This is a genomic window from Pseudomonas sp. SBB6 (genome assembly GCF_024213215.1).
GTDB lineage: Bacteria > Pseudomonadota > Gammaproteobacteria > Pseudomonadales > Pseudomonadaceae > Aquipseudomonas > Aquipseudomonas donghuensis.
In genome coordinates this window covers 514,438-531,086 of record NZ_JANAVH010000003.1, presented here as the reverse complement: position 1 = coordinate 531,086, position 16,649 = coordinate 514,438, and the positions used below count along the sequence as shown (strand labels likewise).

At 63.0% G+C, this 16,649-nt stretch carries 16 protein-coding genes; 6 read left to right on the top strand and 10 right to left on the bottom strand.

The annotated features are described in order from the left end of the window. The first annotated feature begins 8 nt into the window (after window positions 1–8). The 3 genes from NLX68_RS08530 (at window position 9) to NLX68_RS08520 (ending at window position 2,300) form a co-directional block, all read left to right on the top strand. Complete coding sequence (locus NLX68_RS08530; RefSeq protein ID WP_254283640.1) at window positions 9–1,292, top strand: MFS transporter; 1,284 nt, start codon at window positions 9–11, stop codon at window positions 1,290–1,292. A 198-nt stretch (window positions 1,293–1,490) separates the two neighbouring features. Beyond that, on the top strand, window positions 1,491–1,961 hold the full coding sequence (locus NLX68_RS08525) for a nuclear transport factor 2 family protein (protein WP_254283639.1): 471 nt from the start codon (window positions 1,491–1,493) through the stop codon (window positions 1,959–1,961). 39 nt (window positions 1,962–2,000) lie between these two features. Further along, entirely contained in the window at window positions 2,001–2,300 is a 300-nt protein-coding gene (locus tag NLX68_RS08520; RefSeq protein WP_010220564.1) for a GIY-YIG nuclease family protein, read from the top strand. Here NLX68_RS08520 and yejK read toward each other — a convergent pair. After that, complete coding sequence (gene yejK, locus NLX68_RS08515) at window positions 2,281–3,288, bottom strand: nucleoid-associated protein YejK (protein ID WP_010220565.1); 1,008 nt, start codon at window positions 3,286–3,288, stop codon at window positions 2,281–2,283. The genes NLX68_RS08520 and yejK overlap by 20 nt on opposite strands. A 408-nt stretch (window positions 3,289–3,696) precedes the next feature. On the opposite strand from yejK, the gene NLX68_RS08510 reads away from it, so the two are divergent. Next, window positions 3,697–3,978, top strand: coding sequence for an HU family DNA-binding protein (locus NLX68_RS08510; protein WP_009398256.1), 282 nt, complete (start codon window positions 3,697–3,699; stop codon window positions 3,976–3,978). A gap of 50 nt (window positions 3,979–4,028) precedes the next feature. Here NLX68_RS08510 and rlmF read toward each other — a convergent pair whose 3' ends face one another. The 5 genes from rlmF to NLX68_RS08485 form a co-directional block, all read right to left on the bottom strand. Next, on the bottom strand, window positions 4,029–4,991 hold the full coding sequence (rlmF, locus tag NLX68_RS08505) for a 23S rRNA (adenine(1618)-N(6))-methyltransferase RlmF (RefSeq protein ID WP_254283638.1): 963 nt from the start codon (window positions 4,989–4,991) through the stop codon (window positions 4,029–4,031). Between the two features lie 99 nt (window positions 4,992–5,090). Continuing rightward, window positions 5,091–7,937, bottom strand: coding sequence for a valine--tRNA ligase (locus tag NLX68_RS08500; RefSeq protein WP_254283637.1), 2,847 nt, complete (start codon window positions 7,935–7,937; stop codon window positions 5,091–5,093). 181 nt (window positions 7,938–8,118) lie between these two features. After that, entirely contained in the window at window positions 8,119–8,475 is a 357-nt protein-coding gene (locus NLX68_RS08495) for a DNA polymerase III subunit chi (RefSeq protein ID WP_254283636.1), read from the bottom strand. 5 nt (window positions 8,476–8,480) lie between these two features. Beyond that, complete coding sequence (locus NLX68_RS08490; protein ID WP_100781970.1) at window positions 8,481–8,909, bottom strand: DNA polymerase III subunit chi; 429 nt, start codon at window positions 8,907–8,909, stop codon at window positions 8,481–8,483. 51 nt (window positions 8,910–8,960) lie between these two features. Further along, on the bottom strand, window positions 8,961–10,454 hold the full coding sequence (locus NLX68_RS08485) for a leucyl aminopeptidase (protein WP_254283635.1): 1,494 nt from the start codon (window positions 10,452–10,454) through the stop codon (window positions 8,961–8,963). A 286-nt stretch (window positions 10,455–10,740) separates the two neighbouring features. Here NLX68_RS08485 and lptF point away from each other — a divergent pair, with 286 nt between their 5' ends. Then, a complete protein-coding gene (gene lptF / locus NLX68_RS08480; RefSeq protein ID WP_254283634.1) occupies window positions 10,741–11,856 on the top strand; it encodes an LPS export ABC transporter permease LptF in 1,116 nt (371 codons plus the stop codon). After that, window positions 11,849–12,910 carry an LPS export ABC transporter permease LptG gene (gene lptG, locus NLX68_RS08475; protein ID WP_254283633.1) on the top strand — a complete coding sequence of 354 codons (1,062 nt, stop codon included), beginning with the start codon at window positions 11,849–11,851 and terminating at the stop codon, window positions 12,908–12,910. The genes lptF and lptG overlap by 8 nt, the downstream gene beginning before the upstream one ends. A gap of 51 nt (window positions 12,911–12,961) precedes the next feature. On the opposite strand, the gene NLX68_RS08470 is transcribed toward lptG, so the two are convergent. From NLX68_RS08470 to NLX68_RS08455, 4 genes are all read right to left on the bottom strand, one after another. Then, window positions 12,962–13,450 (bottom strand): RDD family protein, encoded by a 489-nt coding sequence (locus NLX68_RS08470; protein WP_254283631.1) that lies wholly within the window; start codon window positions 13,448–13,450, stop codon window positions 12,962–12,964. A 97-nt stretch (window positions 13,451–13,547) separates the two neighbouring features. After that, on the bottom strand, window positions 13,548–13,760 hold the full coding sequence (locus NLX68_RS08465) for a cold-shock protein (protein WP_007931076.1): 213 nt from the start codon (window positions 13,758–13,760) through the stop codon (window positions 13,548–13,550). 348 nt (window positions 13,761–14,108) lie between these two features. After that, window positions 14,109–15,233 (bottom strand): glycine cleavage system aminomethyltransferase GcvT, encoded by a 1,125-nt coding sequence (gcvT, locus tag NLX68_RS08460; protein WP_254283630.1) that lies wholly within the window; start codon window positions 15,231–15,233, stop codon window positions 14,109–14,111. Between the two features lie 28 nt (window positions 15,234–15,261). Next, entirely contained in the window at window positions 15,262–16,638 is a 1,377-nt protein-coding gene (locus NLX68_RS08455) for an L-serine ammonia-lyase (protein WP_254283629.1), read from the bottom strand. Between the last annotated feature and the right edge of the window lie 11 nt (window positions 16,639–16,649).

The following is a 16,649-nucleotide window of genomic DNA, read 5'->3' as shown; positions in this document are numbered from 1 at the left end:
AGACTGCCATGGGCCATGACACAACCCGAACTGCGGCGCCAGCCAATGGGCCGGAGCTGGAAGAACTGCTGATCGACGCCGAAGCCGACGACGAACAGGTGCAACAGCAGCCGGTGCTGCTCAAGCGGCCCTGGCTGTTGCTGCTCGGCCTGGTGCTGGTGGCGCTGAACCTGCGGCCGGCGTTGTCGAGCATGGCGCCGCTGCTTAGCCAGGTTTGCGACAGCCTGGGCCTGACAGCGTCGCAGGCCGGTTTGCTGACGACCTTGCCAGTGCTTTGCCTGGGCCTGTTCGCGCCGCTGGCGCCGTTGCTGGCGCGGCGCTTTGGCAGCGAGCGGGTGATCCTCGGTATTCTTTTGGTGTTGGCAGCGGGTATTGCCGTGCGTAGCGCCTTCGGCAGTACCGGCGTGTTCGTCGGCAGCATCATGGCCGGGGCCAGCATCGGCGTGATCGGCGTACTGTTGCCTGGTATCGTCAAACGCGATTTCCCCAAGCACGCCGGGACCCTGACCGGTGTCTACACCATGGCTTTGTGTCTGGGCGCGGCCATGGCGGCCGGCGCCACCGTCCCCCTGAGCGAGCGCCTGGGTGACAGTTGGTCGCTAGGTCTGGGCTTCTGGTTGATCCCGGCATTGCTGGCCGCGCTGATCTGGCTGCCCCAGGCGCGCGAGGGGCACGGTGCGCATCACGTCGCCTATCGGGTGCGTGGCCTGCTGCGCGACCCGCTGGCCTGGCAGGTGACCTTGTACATGGGCCTGCAGTCGTCGCTGGCCTATATCGTCTTTGGCTGGCTGCCGTCGATTCTGATCGGTCGTGGCCTGAGCCCGACCCAGGCGGGGTTGGTGCTTTCCGGCTCGGTCATCGTGCAGTTGATCAGCTCGCTCAGCGCCCCCTGGCTGGCGACCCGCGGCAAGGACCAGCGCCTGGCCATCGTGATCGTCATGCTCATGGCCCTGACCGGCTTGTTCGGCTGCCTGTATGCGCCCCTGGATGGCCTGTGGGGCTGGGCCATCGTGCTTGGCTTGGGGCAGGGCGGCACCTTCGCCCTGGCCCTGACCCTGATCGTGCTGCGCTCCAAAGACGCCCATGTGGCGGCCAACCTGTCGAGCATGGCTCAGGGCATCGGCTATACCCTCGCGTCGATGGGGCCGTTCGCGGTCGGCCTGGTGCATGATTTGACCGGCGGCTGGAACGCGGTGGGGTGGATCTTTGCGGTGCTGGGGGCCGGCGCCATTGGTTTTGGCCTCAAGGCCGGGCGCAACTTGCATGTGCAGGTGGCCAGCGAGCGGGTTTGAGATTGCGTTGAGGCTATCGCCGGCAAGGCCGGCTCCCACAGGGGAACTGCTGCACACTCCTGTGGGCGACAGCCTTGCTGGCGATGGCTGCGAAGCGGCCCGGATTTAAGCAGACATTCGCCAGGCAAATGCCCATAGCTTTTTGCCACTCCAGCGGACTATCGTTCAGGTCTATTCCCTTCGAAACGGACCCGCCCCATGAGCGACGCCAACACTGCCTTGATCACCCGCTTCTACCAGGCGTTCCAGCGCCTGGATGCCGAAGCCATGGTTGCCTGCTACAGCGACGATATCGTCTTCAGCGACCCGGCCTTCGGCACCTTGCGCGGCAAGGACGCGGGTGACATGTGGCGCATGCTCACCACCCGTGCCAAGGATTTTTCCCTGACCTTCGACAGCGTGCGTGCCGATGAACGCAGCGCCAGTGCCCACTGGGTCGCCCGCTACCTGTTCAGCCAGACCGGCCGCACCGTGGTCAACGACATTCAGGCGCGGTTCGTCCTGCGGGACGGCAAGATCTGCGAGCACCACGATAGCTTCGACCTGTGGCGCTGGTCGCGCCAGGCATTGGGTACCAGCGGGTTGTTGCTGGGCTGGTCACCACTGGTGCAGGGCAAGGTGCGCGCCCAGGCGCAGAAAGGCCTGCGGGCGTTTCAGGCCGGGCGCTGAAGCGCTAAGCTGTGCGCTTTGCCGTTGATAGTAGCCGTCGTGTCCGAGCCCACTCCCGAACCCCTGAACAAACCCTGGTACGTCTACCTGGTGCGCGCCGCCAATGGCTCGCTGTATTGCGGGATCAGTGACAACCCCGCGCGGCGCTTCCTAGCCCATCAGAAGGGCCAGGGCGCACGCTACTTCAGTACCAGCCCGGCAGTGGCGTTGGTCTATGTCGAAGCCTGGCCGGACAAGACCAAGGCCCTGCAACAGGAGCGGCTGGTGAAGAAGCTGCGCAAAAGTGCCAAGGAGGCGCTGGTGGCCTCCTGGTCGGGGCTCAGTCCTTGCGACGCTTGAGCTGATCGGTCAGTTGCGTCGGCAGGCCCTTGATGATCAGGGTACCGGCTTCCTCGTCGTACTCGATCTTCGAGCCCAGCAGGTGGGCTTCAAAGCTGATCGACAGGCCCTCGGCGCGCCCGGTGAAGCGGCGGAACTGGTTGAGGGTGCGTTTATCGGCCGGGATTTCCGGCGACAGGCCGTAGTCCTTGTTGCGGATGTGCTCGTAGAAGGCCCGAGGGCGGTCTTCGTCGATCAGCCCCGAAAGCTCCTCAAGGGTCACCGGCTCGCCGGCCTTGGTCTGGCTGGTGGCGTAGTCGACCAGGGTCTGGGTTTTCTCGCGGGCGGCTTCTTCGGGCAGGTCCTCGCTTTCGACGAAGTCACTGAAGGCCTTGAGCAGCGTACGGGTTTCGCCCGGGCCGTCGACACCTTCCTGGCAGCCGATGAAGTCGCGGAAGTACTCCGAGACCTTCTTGCCGTTCTTGCCTTTGATGAACGAGATGTACTGCTTGGAGGCTTTGTTGTTCTGCCACTCGGAGAGGTTGATGCGTGCAGCCAGGTGCAGCTGGCCCAGGTCCAGGTGGCGCGATGGGGTCACGTCGAGGTCGGCGTTCACCGCCACGCCTTCGCTGTGGTGCAGCAGGGCGATGGCCAGGTAGTCGGTCATGCCTTGCTGGTAGTGGGCGAACAGGACGTGGCCGCCTACGGACAGGTTGGACTCTTCCATCAGTTTTTGCAGGTGTTCGACGGCGACACGGCTGAAGGCGGTAAAGGTACTGCCTTCCTCCAGGTATTCCTTGAGCCAGCCGCTGAACGGGTGGGCGCCGGATTCTGCGTGGAAGAAGCCCCAGGCTTTGCCCTGTTTGGCGTTGTAGCTGTCGTTGAGGTCGGCCAGGAGGTTTTCGATGGCACCGGACTCGGCCAGTTCCGAGTCGCGTGCGTGCAGCACGGCGGGGCTACCATCGGGTTTCTTGTCGATCAGGTGGACGATGCAATGACGGATCGGCATGGGATTCTCGGTCGAAAATGGGCGGTGCTGGCCGCGTTGCAAAGTCGCCAAGTGTACCTCAGCCCAGGGGGGATTCAGTGGCCAGATGTTGGCAGATATGTCGGTTGTTCGTTTTTTGTTCAGAATTTTGCGTTTTTTCGCGCAAACCCCCGAAAAACCTGCACATTTGCCCTGAGGGAGGCGGATATTTATCTATTCCTGTGGTAGTTTTGCCCGGTCTTGCGCCCCGTGTGTGGCGCATTGCTGGCAGACCGCTCGCGTCACGTCGAACCAAACGTCGTTTTACGTATCTACATACGCGATTGACGTGGCTGTAACACCGGACCGCCGGATACCCCGCAGGTCTGGCTCGATGACTGACGTAGCACTCTGCATACTCACTGAATTTGATAGGGAAGGAACACCACCATGGCATTGACCAAAGACCAACTGATCGCCGATATCGCTGAAGCTATCGACGCGCCAAAAACCACCGCGCGTAACGCTCTGGAGCAACTGGGTCAGATCGTTGCTGATCAGCTGGAAAATGGCAGCGAAATCACCCTGCCAGGCATCGGCAAACTGAAAATCACCGAGCGTCCTGCCCGTACCGGCCGCAACCCTTCGACTGGCGCTGCCATCGAAATCGCTGCCAAGAAAGTCGTCAAGTTCGTGCCAGCCAAAGTGCTGACCGACGCTGTAAACAAGTAATTGTAAACAGCTCGAAAAAACCGCGTCCGGGTTGCCCGGACGCGGTTTTTTTATGCCTTGGTTTTGCTCCAGCGCTGCTGGCGCCAGGCTTGGCGCGCTGCAGCATCCTGGAAGGTCCAGGCGATCATGCGGCTCTGCTTCTGCCCCTGGCCCATCTCCACCACTCGCTGATCGAGCGCACCGGCCTTTTTCAGCGCCGCCTGGATGCCGGGCAGGTTGGAGGCTTTGGACACCAGGCTGGTGAACCACAGCACCTGCTGGCCAAGGCTGGCGCTCTCCGTCACCAACTGGCTGACGAAGCGGATCTCGCCGCCTTCGCACCACAGTTCGTTGTTTTGCCCGCCAAAGTTCAGCACCGGCAGCTTGCGCTTGGGGTCGGCCTTGCCCAGCGCCCGCCATTTGCGCTGGCTGCCACGGGTGGCTTCTTCGCGCGAGGCGTGGAAGGGCGGGTTGCACAGTGTCAGGTCGAAGCGCTCGTCACTGTTCAGCAGCCCCAGCAGGATGTGCTTGCGGTTGCCTTGCTGGCGCAGGCTGATGGCCTTGCCCAGGCCGTTGGCCTGGACGATGGCGCCGGCCGCAGCCAGCGCCGTGGCGTCGATGTCCGAGCCGAGAAAGCGCCAGCGGTAATCGCTGTGGCCCAGCAACGGGTAGATGCAGTTGGCGCCGACGCCGATATCCAGGGCCTGGACGTGCGCACCCCGGGGGATTTCGCCGCTGTTTTCTTGCGCGAGCAAATCGGCCAGCACATGCACGTAATCCGCCCGGCCAGGGATCGGTGGGCATAGATAGTCGGCCGGGATGTCCCAGTGCTGGATACCGTACTGAGCCTTGAGCAAGGCGCGGTTGAAGACCCGCACAGCCTCGGGGTTGGCGAAGTCGATGCTGGGCTTGCCATGGGGGTTGGTGATCATGAACTGGCCCAGCTCAGGGCTGCTCTTGATCAGTTGGGGGAAGTCGTAGCGGCCCTGGTGGCGGTTGCGCGGGTGCAGGGTCGGTTTGTTGGCTGTGGTCATGTTGATGTCCGGTGGAAAGCATCGCGGGTCAAGCCCGCTCCTACAGGGTTGTGTAGGAGCGGGCTTGACCCGCGAAAGCATCACTGAGGTCAGCGAGTGTTACAAGGCGGCAATCCGCGCATGCTGCTCGGTGAAGTTGGCCAGGGCCTGTTCGGCTTCAGCCAGCTTGGCGCGCTCCTTGTCGATCACCGCAGGCGGTGCCTTGTCGACGAAGGCGGCGTTGGACAGCTTGCCGCCAACACGTTGGACTTCACCCTGCAGACGCTGGATTTCCTTGTTCAGGCGAGCCAGCTCGGCGTCCTTGTCGATCAGGCCGGCCATCGGCACCAGCACCTGCAGATCGCCAACCAGGGCGGTGGCGCTCAGTGGCGCTTCGTCCTGTTCGCCGAGCACGGTGAAGGACTCGATCTTCGCCAGCTTCTTGAGCAGCGCTTCGTTTTCCTGCAGGCGACGCTGGTCTTCGGCGCTGGCGTTTTTCAGGAACAGTTGCAGCGGCTTGCCCGGGCCGATGTTCATTTCGCCACGGATGTTGCGCACGCCGAGCATCAGCTCCTTGAGCCACTCGATGTCGCCTTCGGCAGCGGCATCGATGCGGCTTTCGTTGGCCACTGGCCAAGGCTGCAGCATGATGGTCTTGCCTTCGGCACCGGCCAGCGGCGCCAGGCGCTGCCAGATTTCTTCGGTGATGAACGGCATGAACGGATGGGCCAGGCGCAGCGCCACTTCCAGCACCCGTACCAGGGTGCGGCGGGTGCCACGGGCACGTTCGATCGGCGCGTTCTCGTCCCACAGCACCGGCTTGGACAGCTCCAGGTACCAGTCGCAATACTGGTTCCAGATGAACTCGTAGAGCGCTTGGGCGGCGAGGTCGAAACGGAACTGATCGAGCTGGCGGGTGACTTCGGCTTCGGTGCGCTGCAACTGCGAGATGATCCAGCGATCGGCCAGCGACAGCTCATAGGCTTCGCCGTTCTGGCCGCAGTCCTCGCCCTTGTCCAGCACGTAGCGGGCAGCATTCCAGATCTTGTTGCAGAAGTTGCGGTAGCCCTCGACGCGGCCCATGTCGAACTTGATGTCGCGACCGGTGGAGGCCAGCGAGCAGAAGGTGAAGCGCAGGGCGTCGGTGCCGTAGCTGGCGATGCCCTCCGGGAACTCGGCCTTGGTCTGCTTGGCGATCTTCTCGGCAAGTTTTGGCTGCATCATGCCGCTGGTGCGTTTTTCCAGCAGCTCGTCGAGGGTGATGCCGTCGACGATGTCCAGCGGGTCAAGGACGTTGCCCTTGGACTTGGACATCTTCTGGCCCTGGCCATCGCGCACCAGGCCGTGGACATAAACGGTCTTGAACGGTACCTGCGGGGTGCCGTCCTCGTTCTTCACCAGGTGCATGGTCAGCATGATCATCCGGGCAACCCAGAAGAAAATGATGTCGAAGCCGGTGACCAGCACGTCGGTGGAGTGGAATTTCTTCAGGAATTCGGTCTGCTGCGGCCAGCCCAGGGTCGAGAAGGTCCACAGGCCCGAGCTGAACCAGGTATCGAGGACGTCGTTGTCCTGGTTCAGGACCACGTCGGCACCGAGGTTGTGCTTGCTGCGCACTTCTTCTTCGCTGCGCCCGACATAGACCTTGCCGGACTCGTCGTACCAGGCCGGAATACGGTGGCCCCACCACAGCTGACGGCTGATGCACCAGTCCTGGATGTCGCGCATCCACGAGAAGTACATGTTTTCGTATTGCTTGGGCACGAACTGGATACGGCCGTCTTCAACGGCAGCAATCGCCGGCTCCGCCAGCGGCTTGGTCGACACGTACCACTGGTCGGTCAGCCACGGCTCGATGACGGTGCCGGAGCGGTCGCCTTTCGGCACTTTCAGGGCGTGGTCGTCGACGCTGACCAGAAGGCCCGCAGCGTCGAAGTCGGCGACGATCTGCTTGCGCGCGACGAAGCGGTCCAGGCCGGCATACTGGGCAGGCAGGGTGGCGTCGATGCTGTCGTTGACGCTGCCGTCGAGGTTGAACACCTGTGCGGCCGGCAGGACGAAGGCATTCTTGTCGAAGATGTTCAGCAGCGGCAGGTTATGGCGCTTGCCGACTTCGTAGTCGTTGAAGTCGTGGGCCGGGGTGATCTTCACGCAGCCGGTGCCGAATTCAGGGTCGCAGTAGTCGTCGGCAATGATCGGGATGCGCCGAGCAACCAGGGGCAGCTCGACGAACTTGCCGATCAGCGCCTTGTAACGCTCGTCTTCCGGGTTCACGGCAACGGCGGCGTCGCCGAGCATGGTTTCCGGGCGAGTGGTGGCGACGATCAGGTAGTCCTTGCCGTCGGCGGTCTTGGCGCCATCAGCCAGCGGGTAGCGCAGGTTCCACAGGTGGCCCTTCTCGTCGTGGTTTTCCACTTCGAGGTCGGAGATCGCCGTGTGCAGCTTGGTATCCCAGTTGACCAGGCGCTTGCCGCGGTAGATCAGGCCGTCTTCATGCAGGCGCACGAAGGCTTCTTTAACGGCTTCAGAGAGGCCGTCGTCCATGGTGAAGCGCTCGCGGCTCCAGTCGACCGACGAGCCCAGGCGGCGAATCTGGCGGCTGATGTTGCCACCGGACTGATCCTTCCATTCCCAGACCTTTTCCAGGAATTTCTCGCGGCCCAGGTCGTGGCGGTTCTGGCCCTTGGCTTCAAGCTGGCGTTCGACCAGCATCTGCGTGGCGATACCGGCGTGGTCGGTGCCAGGCTGCCACAGGGTGTTGCGGCCCTGCATGCGGCGGAAACGGATCAGGGCGTCCATGATCGCGTTGTTGAAGCCATGACCCATGTGCAGGCTGCCGGTGACGTTCGGCGGCGGGATCATGATGGTGTAGGAATCGCCCGCGCCTTGCGGAGCGAAATAATTCTCGGACTCCCAGGTGTTGTACCAGGAAGTTTCAATAGCGTGCGGCTGGTAGGTCTTATCCATGCGCGGCGGGACCCTTAGGCATTTATTCAGGAAAGCCGAGAAGTATAACGGGGATAAGGGGCGGGGCGTAGTGTGAGGTGATGGCAGGAGGCAAAAACAGTGGTGAACGCATCGCGGGGCAAGCCCGCTCCCACAGATGCTGGTGGTTCTGTGGGAGCGGGCTTGCCCCGCGAAGGTGCGTTTACTCGGGAAGCTGGTTAAGCAGGCGCTCGAGCCGGGCATCGAGCCGGCGCTTGATCTCGCTCTCGATATGCGGGGCGAAATCGTTGATCACGTCTTGCATGATCAATTGCGCGGCCGCGCGCAGCTCGGCGTCCAGGTGCAGCAGGGTTTCCTGGCGCTTGGCCTGTGGGTCGGCAGGGGTTTCAGGCACGGGCTCTGGCGCCACTTCGGCCTCTTCGAGCAGCAGCGGGATCTGCTCCTCGACAGTGTCGGTCAACAGCGGTGGCTCGAGGGATGCATCGCCAAGCAACTGACGGATCGACTCCAGGTCGTCCAGCAGGTGCGCGGATTGGGGCAGGGGAGTGGATTTGTCCATCGTCTTCAGAGTCGCTGTAAGCGGTGATCTTGCAGAGCATAGCCCTGTTCGCGGTAGAAACGGAAACTCTCTCGGGCCGCCTGACGAATCGCCGGCTCTTCGACCACGATCTCGGCGATCCGGGCAAAACCGGCCGCGAAGGGCGGAACCTTGAGGTCGAGGTTGATCAGCAGGTCCTGATGGCTGCCGGCGTCATCGCCAAGGCCCAGGGCCACGCTGGCCTGCGGGTCATCTTCAGCCGGGCTGTGGGGCACGAAGGCCTCGCCCTTGAACGCCCACAGGCGTGCGTCCAGTTCATCGCGCTGGGCGGCGTCGCTGCAATGCAGGTAAACCCGGTGCCCGAGGCGCCAGGCCTTTTCGCACAGCTTGCAGGCGAAATCCAGGCGCGCCGAGGGCGCGGCGCTGGGCAATATGTAGAAATCGACTTTGGTCATGATCGGCCTGCCGGCCGGCTACGCCCGAAGGCGCAGGCGGCCTGCGTCATCTCAGGCGTTGGCGCGGTCGAGCAGGTACTGGGTCAGCAGCGGTACCGGACGGCCCGTGGCGCCCTTGTCCTTGCCGCCGCTGATCCAGGCGGTGCCGGCGATGTCCAGGTGGGCCCAGTCGTAGGCCTTGGTAAAGCGCGAGAGGAAGCAACCGGCGGTGATGGTGCCGGCTTTCGGCCCGCCGATGTTGGCGATGTCGGCGAACGGGCTGTCGAGCTGCTCCTGGTATTCATCGAACAGCGGCAACTGCCAGGCGCGATCGTCGGCGCGCTTGCCGGCCTCGAGCAGTTGCCCGACCAGCGCGTCGTTGTTGCCCATCAGGCCGGACGTGTGGCTGCCCAGGGCGACGATGCAGGCGCCGGTCAGGGTGGCGATGTCGATCACCGCCTGCGGCTTGAAGCGCTCGGCGTAGGTCAGGGTATCGCACAGCACCAGGCGGCCTTCGGCGTCGGTGTTGAGGATCTCGACGGTCTGCCCGCTCATGGTCGTGACGATGTCGCCCGGACGGGTGGCGCCGCCGCTTGGCATGTTCTCGGCGCAGGCCAGCAGGCACACCAGGTTGATCGGCAGTTGCAGTTCGAGCACGGCGCGCAGGGTGCCGAAGACGCTGGCGGCACCGCCCATGTCGAATTTCATTTCATCCATGCCGGCGCCGGGCTTGAGGCTGATGCCGCCGGTGTCGAAAGTGATGCCCTTGCCCACCAGCACGAAAGGCTTCTCGCTCTTTTTGCCGCCCTGGTAGTTGAGCACGATCAGCCGTGGTGGCTGGTCGCTGCCCTGGCCAACGGCATAGAAGGCGCCCATGCCCAGGTCCTTGATCTTCTTCTCGTCCAGCACCTCGACCTTCAGGCCTTTGAATTCCTTGCCCAGGGCCTTGGCCTGTTCGGCCAGGTAGCTCGGGTGGCAGACGTTCGGCGGCAGGTTGCCCAGGTCGCGGGTGAAGCCCATGCCGTTGGCGATTGCGACGGCGTGCTTGACCGCGCGCTCGACGTCGCTGACGCCGGCCTTGGCGCTGAGCAGGGTGATTTTCTTCAGGGCGCGGGGTTCGGCCTTCTTGCTCTTGAACTGGTCGAAAACGTACTGGCCATCGAGCAGGGTTTCGGCCAGCAGGCGGGTCTTGCCATAAGAGGCCTCGCGGCCGGTGACGGCGACGTCGTCCAGGGCCAGCACCGCATCGCTGCCGTTCAGGCCCTTGAGCACCGCTAGAACGCTGGCGACCACTTTGCGCCAATTGCGATCACCCAGCTCGGCATCCTTGCCGGTACCGACCAGCAGCACGCGCTCGGCCTTGAGGTTGGGCAGGCTGTGCAGCAGCAGGGTCTGGCCGACCTTGCCGGTCAGGTCGCCGCGCTTGAGCACGCTGGCCAGGGCGCCGCCGGTAGCCTCGTCGATGGCCTTGGCGGTGGCGCCGAGTTTGCCGCCTTCAGCCACGGGCAGCACCAGCGTGGCGGTTTTCAAGGATGCAGCGGCTACGCTTTTTACAACCAGTTCCATGTCAGGTTCCCCGAATGATCTGTCAGTGCGCACACGGTATGCCGGCGCGCCAAGGCTCCTGGCCGCGTGGTCGCGTACCAGTGATAAAGCCCCCAGTTTGAGCCTGCTTCGCCCGCCCTGACAACCCCGAGATGAAGCATTGTGCGGCGCCAAGTGACAGGCACGGTCAATCACAGGATAATGCGCCAACTTTTACCCGGGTTCGCTCTGGCGAGCGGGCTACTATCTTGGCTGTTATGGATTCCTTGTTCGGCTGTCCGAGCCTGACAACCCAGGAGTGTCTGGTTTGATCGTCTTTCGTTATCTGTCCCGCGAGGTCCTGGTGACCTTGAGTGCCGTCAGCGCCGTGCTGCTGGTCATCATCATGAGTGGGCGCTTCATCAAATACCTGGCGCAGGCTGCCCAGGGCGTGCTCGATCCGAGCGTACTGTTCCTGATCATGGGGTATCGCCTGCCGGGCTTCCTGCAATTGATCCTGCCCCTGGGCCTGTTTCTCGGCATCCTCCTGGCCTATGGCCGGTTGTACCTGGAAAGCGAGATGACCGTGCTCTCGGCCACCGGCATGAGCCAGCAGCGCCTGCTGGGCATGACCATGGCCCCGGCTGCGCTGGTCGCCGTATTGGTCGCCTGGCTGAGCCTGGGGCTGGCGCCTCAGGGCGTCACCCAGGTGGCGCAGATCATCAACCAGCAGGATGCCCTGACCGAGTTCGACACCCTGGTGCCGGGGCGCTTCCAGACCCTGCGCGATGGTTCGCGGGTGACCTACACCGAACAACTGTCGGAAGACCGCGCCAACCTTGCCGGCGTGTTCATCTCCGAGAAGCGCTTCAGCCAGGACAAGACCAAGGATCGTGGCCCGTCGGTACTGGTTGCCGAAAAAGGCCACCAGCAGGTCAACCCCGATGGCAACCGTTACCTGATCCTGGAAAACGGCTATCGCTATGACGGCAACCCTGGCCAGGCCGATTACCGGGCAATCAAGTACGAAACCTACGGCGTGCTGTTGCCCAAGCCCGAGGTCAGTGAAGAAGTCACCGAGCGCGAAGCCATCCCGACCTCGCAACTGATCGGTAGCCAAGGCCTGCGCGAGCGTGCCGAGCTGCAATGGCGTCTGTCGCTGCCGTTGCTGGTGTTCATCGTGACCCTGCTGGCAGTGCCGCTGTCGCGGGTCAACCCACGCCAGGGCCGTTTCCTCAAGCTGCTGCCGGCGATTCTTCTGTATATGGCGTACCTGACAATGCTGATTGCCGTGCGTGGCGCCCTGGAGAAAGGCAAACTGCCGATCGGCCTGGGCATCTGGTGGGTCCATGGCCTGTTCCTGCTGATCGGCCTGGGGCTGATGTACTGGGAGCCGCTGCGCCTCAAGCGCGCTGCTCGCCGTGCGGAGGTGGCCCATGGTTAAGCTCGATAGTTACATCGGCAAAAGCGTGCTGGTGGCCATTCTGGCCGTGCTCGGGATCATTCTCGGCCTGGCCTCGCTGTTTGCCTTCATCGATGAAATGGGCGACGTCACCGATACCTATACGTTGATGGACGCTGGCACCTTCGTCTTGCTCACCGCGCCGCGGCGCCTCTACGACATGCTGCCGATGGCCGCGCTGATCGGTTGCCTGATCGGCCTGGGCAGCCTGGCCAGCAGCAGCGAACTGACCATCATGCGCGCCGCGGGCGTGTCCATTGGCCGGATCGTCTGGGCGGTAATGAAACCGATGCTGGTGCTGATGCTGGCCGGTATCCTGATTGGCGAGTACCTGGCCCCGGTCACCGAGAACAAGGCCCAGGCCGAGCGTTCCCTGGCCCAGGGCGGTGGTGAGGCGCAGAGCTCCAAGCGCGGTATGTGGCACCGTCAGGGTGAGGAGTTCGTGCACATCAACTCGGTGCAGCCCAACGGCTTGCTGTACGGCGTGACCCGCTACCGTTTCGACAACGAGCGGCACATGCAGACCTCAAGCTTTGCCCGCCGCGCCCAGTACAAGGACGATCACTGGCTGCTCAGCGACGTTACCACCACGTATTTCCGTGGAGACCACACCGAAGTGGTCAAAACCCCTGAAGAGCGCTGGGACGTATCCGTCACTCCGCAACTGCTCAATACCGTGGTCGTAGCGCCAGAGTCGCTGTCGATTACCGGGCTCTGGGACTACATCCACTACCTGTCCGACCAGGGCCTGAACAACGCCCGTTACTGGCTGGCGTTCTGGACCAAGGTGCTGCAGCCGATGGTCACCGCCGCGCTGGTGCTGATGGCCATCTCCTTCATCTTCGGCCCCCTGCGCTCGGTTACCCTCGGCCAGCGGGTGTTCACCGGGGTTCTGGTGGGCTTTGTGTTCCGTATCGCCCAGGACTTGCTCGGGCCTTCGAGCCAGGTGTTCGGCTTCCCGCCGTTGCTGGCGGTGGTGCTGCCGGCGGCAATCTGTGCGGTGGCAGGGTTGTGGTTGTTGCGGCGCGCTGGATAGGCCGCTGCAGACAAGAAAATGCCGACCCTTGGGTCGGCTTTTTTCTGTCTGCTATTTCTTGCGCTTGGGGATCCGCACCAGCTGGGTGTCGGAATAGATGTCGTGCCAGCTGCGCTTGCGCTTGTCGAACAGGGCCCAGATAAAACCCAGGCCCAGGCACAGCCAGGAGGCGATGGCGACGACGAAACGCAGCAGGGCCTGCCACAGGCTGATGGCACTGCCATCGGCGTTCTGTACACGAATCCCCCACACTTGCATCCCCAGGGTCTGGCCGCCGTGGGTCCAGAACTTGGCGAAGAAGCCGAACAGGGCGAACAGCAGGATGGTCGACAGCAGCGGATCGCCATCCAGCGCGCCAGCCTCGGTCAGCTCGCGCATGCGCGCCTCGCCGATAATGGCCATCTGGATCATCTTGTAGGCGCCGGCAGTGACGATCAGCAGCGCGGTGCACAGCAGAAAATCGTAGAACATGGCGGCCAGGCGGCGGCCCAGGTCGACCGGGGGAAATTCACCCTGGGGCTGAAGCAGGTGCTTGGGCATTCACGGGGCCCTCCTTGCGCAAAACGCCCATTCTACGGAATTGCGCGCACAAAAAAGCCCCTGCTGTTGCCAGCAGAGGCTTCTTTGTTGATGAAGATCAGCCTTCGGCTTGAACTTCGTCAGCCTGCATGCCTTTCTGGCCTTGCACGGCGATGAAGGTGACTTTCTGGCCTTCTTTCAGGCTCTTGAAGCCGTTGCCCTGAATAGCGCGGAAGTGTACGAACAGATCCGGACCGCTTTCTGGAGTGATGAAACCAAAACCTTTCTCGTCGTTAAACCACTTGACGGTACCGCTCTGACGTTGGGACATTGTCTTATTTCCTTTGAAACTTAGAATTAGTAACAGCTTCTTCCAAATGAAAGAGTACTGGGCTGGGTTGCAGGAAAGTAAGAGACGTCGAACGGGTGTAGCAAACATCAGAGCTACTGCCCAGGTCACGAACCATAGCGACCCATGCAAACACAGTGCACAGACAATACGCTAACTTTGAAGACAAAAACAAGCCCTGCAGACCGCTGCTGCTGTGCCTTTTAGCGGCCGTTCGGTCGATTGCTTCCGGCTCATTCCAAGCGGTGTTGCAAGGCTTTTCGAAAGTTATAAACCACGTTCGGATTCGAAAATCCGAACGCGTCATGACACCGAGTTTCAAGTAACGATTCAGCCGCGATAGTAACGCTGGGCAACAAACGGCATCTTGCTGACTTTCATCGCTACGCGCTTGCCGCGAACAATGGCCCACAGCGGAGTTTCCAGGGCGATATGGGCCGCATCCAGGTAGCCCATGGCCACCGGCGCATTCAATGACGGACCAAAGCCGCCACTGCAGACGCTACCGATTACCGTGCCCGCCTCATCGACGATTTCAGCACCTTCACGGACCGGGGTGCGTTCCTGCGGCAGCAGGCCCACGCGTTTACGGGCAACGCCGCTTTGCTGCTGGGCGAAGATCGCCTCGGCACCGGGAAAACCACCGGCACGTTCGCCATCGGCCCGGCGCACCTTGGAAATGGCCCAGAGCAGGCTGGCTTCGATTGGCGTGGTCTGGCTGTTCATGTCATGGCCGTACAGGCACAGGCCGGCTTCCAGGCGCAGCGAATCGCGTGCGCCCAGGCCAATGGCGGCTACCTCCGCTTCGGCCAGCAGGCGGCGGGCCAGTGCTTCGGCGTTTTCGGCCGGCACGGAAATCTCGAAACCGTCTTCACCGGTATAACCCGAGCGGCTGACAAAGCAGCCGGCGCCCAGCAGTTGCACCGGCTGGAACTGCATGAAGGTCATTTTTGCCACTTCTGGCGCCAGGCGCTCCAGCACCTTGACCGCTGCCGGGCCCTGCAGGGCCAGCAGGGCGCGCTCCTCGAACAGAGGCTGGATCTGGCACTGGTCGCCGATATGCTTGCGCAGGTGCGCCAGGTCCTGCTCCTTGCAGGCGGCGTTGACCACCAGGAACAGTTCGTCGTTGCCCAGGTTGGCGACCATCAGGTCATCGAGAATGCCGCCTTGATCGTTAGTGAACATGGCATAGCGCTGCATGCCCACCGGCAGGTCGATGATGTCGACCGGCACCAGGGTTTCCAGGGCCTTGGCGGCACCGGCGCCGCTCAGGCGGATCTGGCCCATGTGCGAAACGTCGAACAGGCCGGCCTGCTCGCGGCTGTGCAGGTGTTCTTTCATCACCCCCAACGGGTACTGAACCGGCATGTCGTAGCCGGCGAACGGCACCATGCGCGCGCCCAGTTCCAGGTGCAGGGCGTGCAGCGGGGTCTTGAGCAGTGTTTCGGTGGACATTGATGACTCCTTGGGGCTTGAGAGGGTGTCAGCATTCGATGATGTTGACGGCCAGACCGCCGCGGGCGGTCTCCTTGTATTTGCTTTTCATGTCGGCGCCGGTCTGGCGCATGGTGCGGATGACTTTGTCCAGCGAGACGAAGTGCTGCCCGTCACCGCGCAGGGCCATGCGCACCGCATTGATCGCCTTGACCGAGCCCATGGCGTTGCGTTCGATGCAGGGCACCTGGACCAAGCCGCCGATCGGGTCGCAGGTCAGGCCCAGGTTGTGCTCCATGCCGATCTCGGCGGCGTTCTCGACCTGCTGCACAGTGCCGCCCATGACCTCGCACAGGGCGCCGGCGGCCATTGAGCAGGCAACGCCAACCTCGCCCTGGCAACCGACTTCGGCGCCGGAGATCGAGGCGTTTTCCTTGTAGAGGATGCCAATGGCGGCGGCGGTGAGCAGAAAACGCACCACGCCGTCGTCATTGGCGCCCGGGATAAAGCGCATGTAGTAGTGCAGCACTGCCGGGACGATACCGGCGGCGCCATTGGTCGGCGCGGTGACCACGCGTCCGCCAAAGGCGTTTTCTTCATTGACGGCCAGGGCATACAGGTTGACCCAGTCGAGCACCGACAACGCATCGCGCAGGCTGGCCTCCGGGTTGCTGCACAGCTGACGGTAGAGCGCTGCGGCACGGCGCTTGACCTTGAGCCCGCCGGGCAGGATGCCTTCGTTGCGGCAACCGGCGGACACGCAGTCCTGCATCACTTGCCAGATGTGCAGCAGGCCGCTGCGGGTTTCTCCTTCCGGGCGCCAGGCCGCCTCGTTGGCGAGCATGATCTGGCTGATCGACAGGTTCTGTGCGGTGCAATGGCCGAGCAGCTCTTTGGCGGTCTTGAACGGGTAGGGCAGCACGGTGCTGTCTTCGACGATGCGATCAGCGCCAGCCGCGTCCTCATCGACCACAAAGCCACCGCCCACCGAGTAGTATTCGCGGCTGCGAATCTGCAAACCGGCGGCGTCGAAGGCACGGAAGATCATGCCGTTGGGGTGAAAGGCCAGGGGTTTGCGGATCATCGCCAGGTGCTGTTTTTCGACGAAGTCGATGGCGTGCTCGCCGAGCAGCTTGAGCCGGCCGCTGCTGCGGATGGCCTGCAGGCGGGCGGGAATGCTTTCAGTATCGACCGTGTCCGGATGTTCGCCTTCCAGGCCAAGCAGCACGGCCTTGTCGCTGCCGTGGCCTTTGCCGGTGGCGCCGAGCGAGCCGTAGAGCTCGGCCTTGACGCACGCCGTGGCGGCCAGCAGGTCGTCGCGGCGCAGGCCTTCGGCAAAGCGCGCGGCGGCGCGCATCGGGCCGACGGTATGGGAACTGGAGGGGCCGATGCCGATCTTGAACAGGTCGAAGACACTTAGTGACATGGTCGTACCCT

Coding starts and splice junctions, on each gene's coding strand:
- NLX68_RS08485 (WP_254283635.1), bottom strand. CDS start 10,454: ATGGAACTGGTTGTAAAAAGCGTAGCCGCTGCATCCTTGAAAACCGCC.
- NLX68_RS08530 (WP_254283640.1), top strand. CDS start 9: ATGGGCCATGACACAACCCGAACTGCGGCGCCAGCCAATGGGCCGGAG.
- gcvT (WP_254283630.1), bottom strand. CDS start 15,233: ATGTCCACCGAAACACTGCTCAAGACCCCGCTGCACGCCCTGCACCTG.
- NLX68_RS08500 (WP_254283637.1), bottom strand. CDS start 7,937: ATGGATAAGACCTACCAGCCGCACGCTATTGAAACTTCCTGGTACAAC.
- NLX68_RS08465 (WP_007931076.1), bottom strand. CDS start 13,760: ATGTCCCAACGTCAGAGCGGTACCGTCAAGTGGTTTAACGACGAGAAA.
- NLX68_RS08470 (WP_254283631.1), bottom strand. CDS start 13,450: ATGCCCAAGCACCTGCTTCAGCCCCAGGGTGAATTTCCCCCGGTCGAC.
- NLX68_RS08510 (WP_009398256.1), top strand. CDS start 3,697: ATGGCATTGACCAAAGACCAACTGATCGCCGATATCGCTGAAGCTATC.
- NLX68_RS08525 (WP_254283639.1), top strand. CDS start 1,491: ATGAGCGACGCCAACACTGCCTTGATCACCCGCTTCTACCAGGCGTTC.
- rlmF (WP_254283638.1), bottom strand. CDS start 4,991: ATGACCACAGCCAACAAACCGACCCTGCACCCGCGCAACCGCCACCAG.
- NLX68_RS08455 (WP_254283629.1), bottom strand. CDS start 16,638: ATGTCACTAAGTGTCTTCGACCTGTTCAAGATCGGCATCGGCCCCTCC.
- lptG (WP_254283633.1), top strand. CDS start 11,849: ATGGTTAAGCTCGATAGTTACATCGGCAAAAGCGTGCTGGTGGCCATT.
- NLX68_RS08490 (WP_100781970.1), bottom strand. CDS start 8,909: ATGACCAAAGTCGATTTCTACATATTGCCCAGCGCCGCGCCCTCGGCG.
- NLX68_RS08495 (WP_254283636.1), bottom strand. CDS start 8,475: ATGGACAAATCCACTCCCCTGCCCCAATCCGCGCACCTGCTGGACGAC.
- yejK (WP_010220565.1), bottom strand. CDS start 3,288: ATGCCGATCCGTCATTGCATCGTCCACCTGATCGACAAGAAACCCGAT.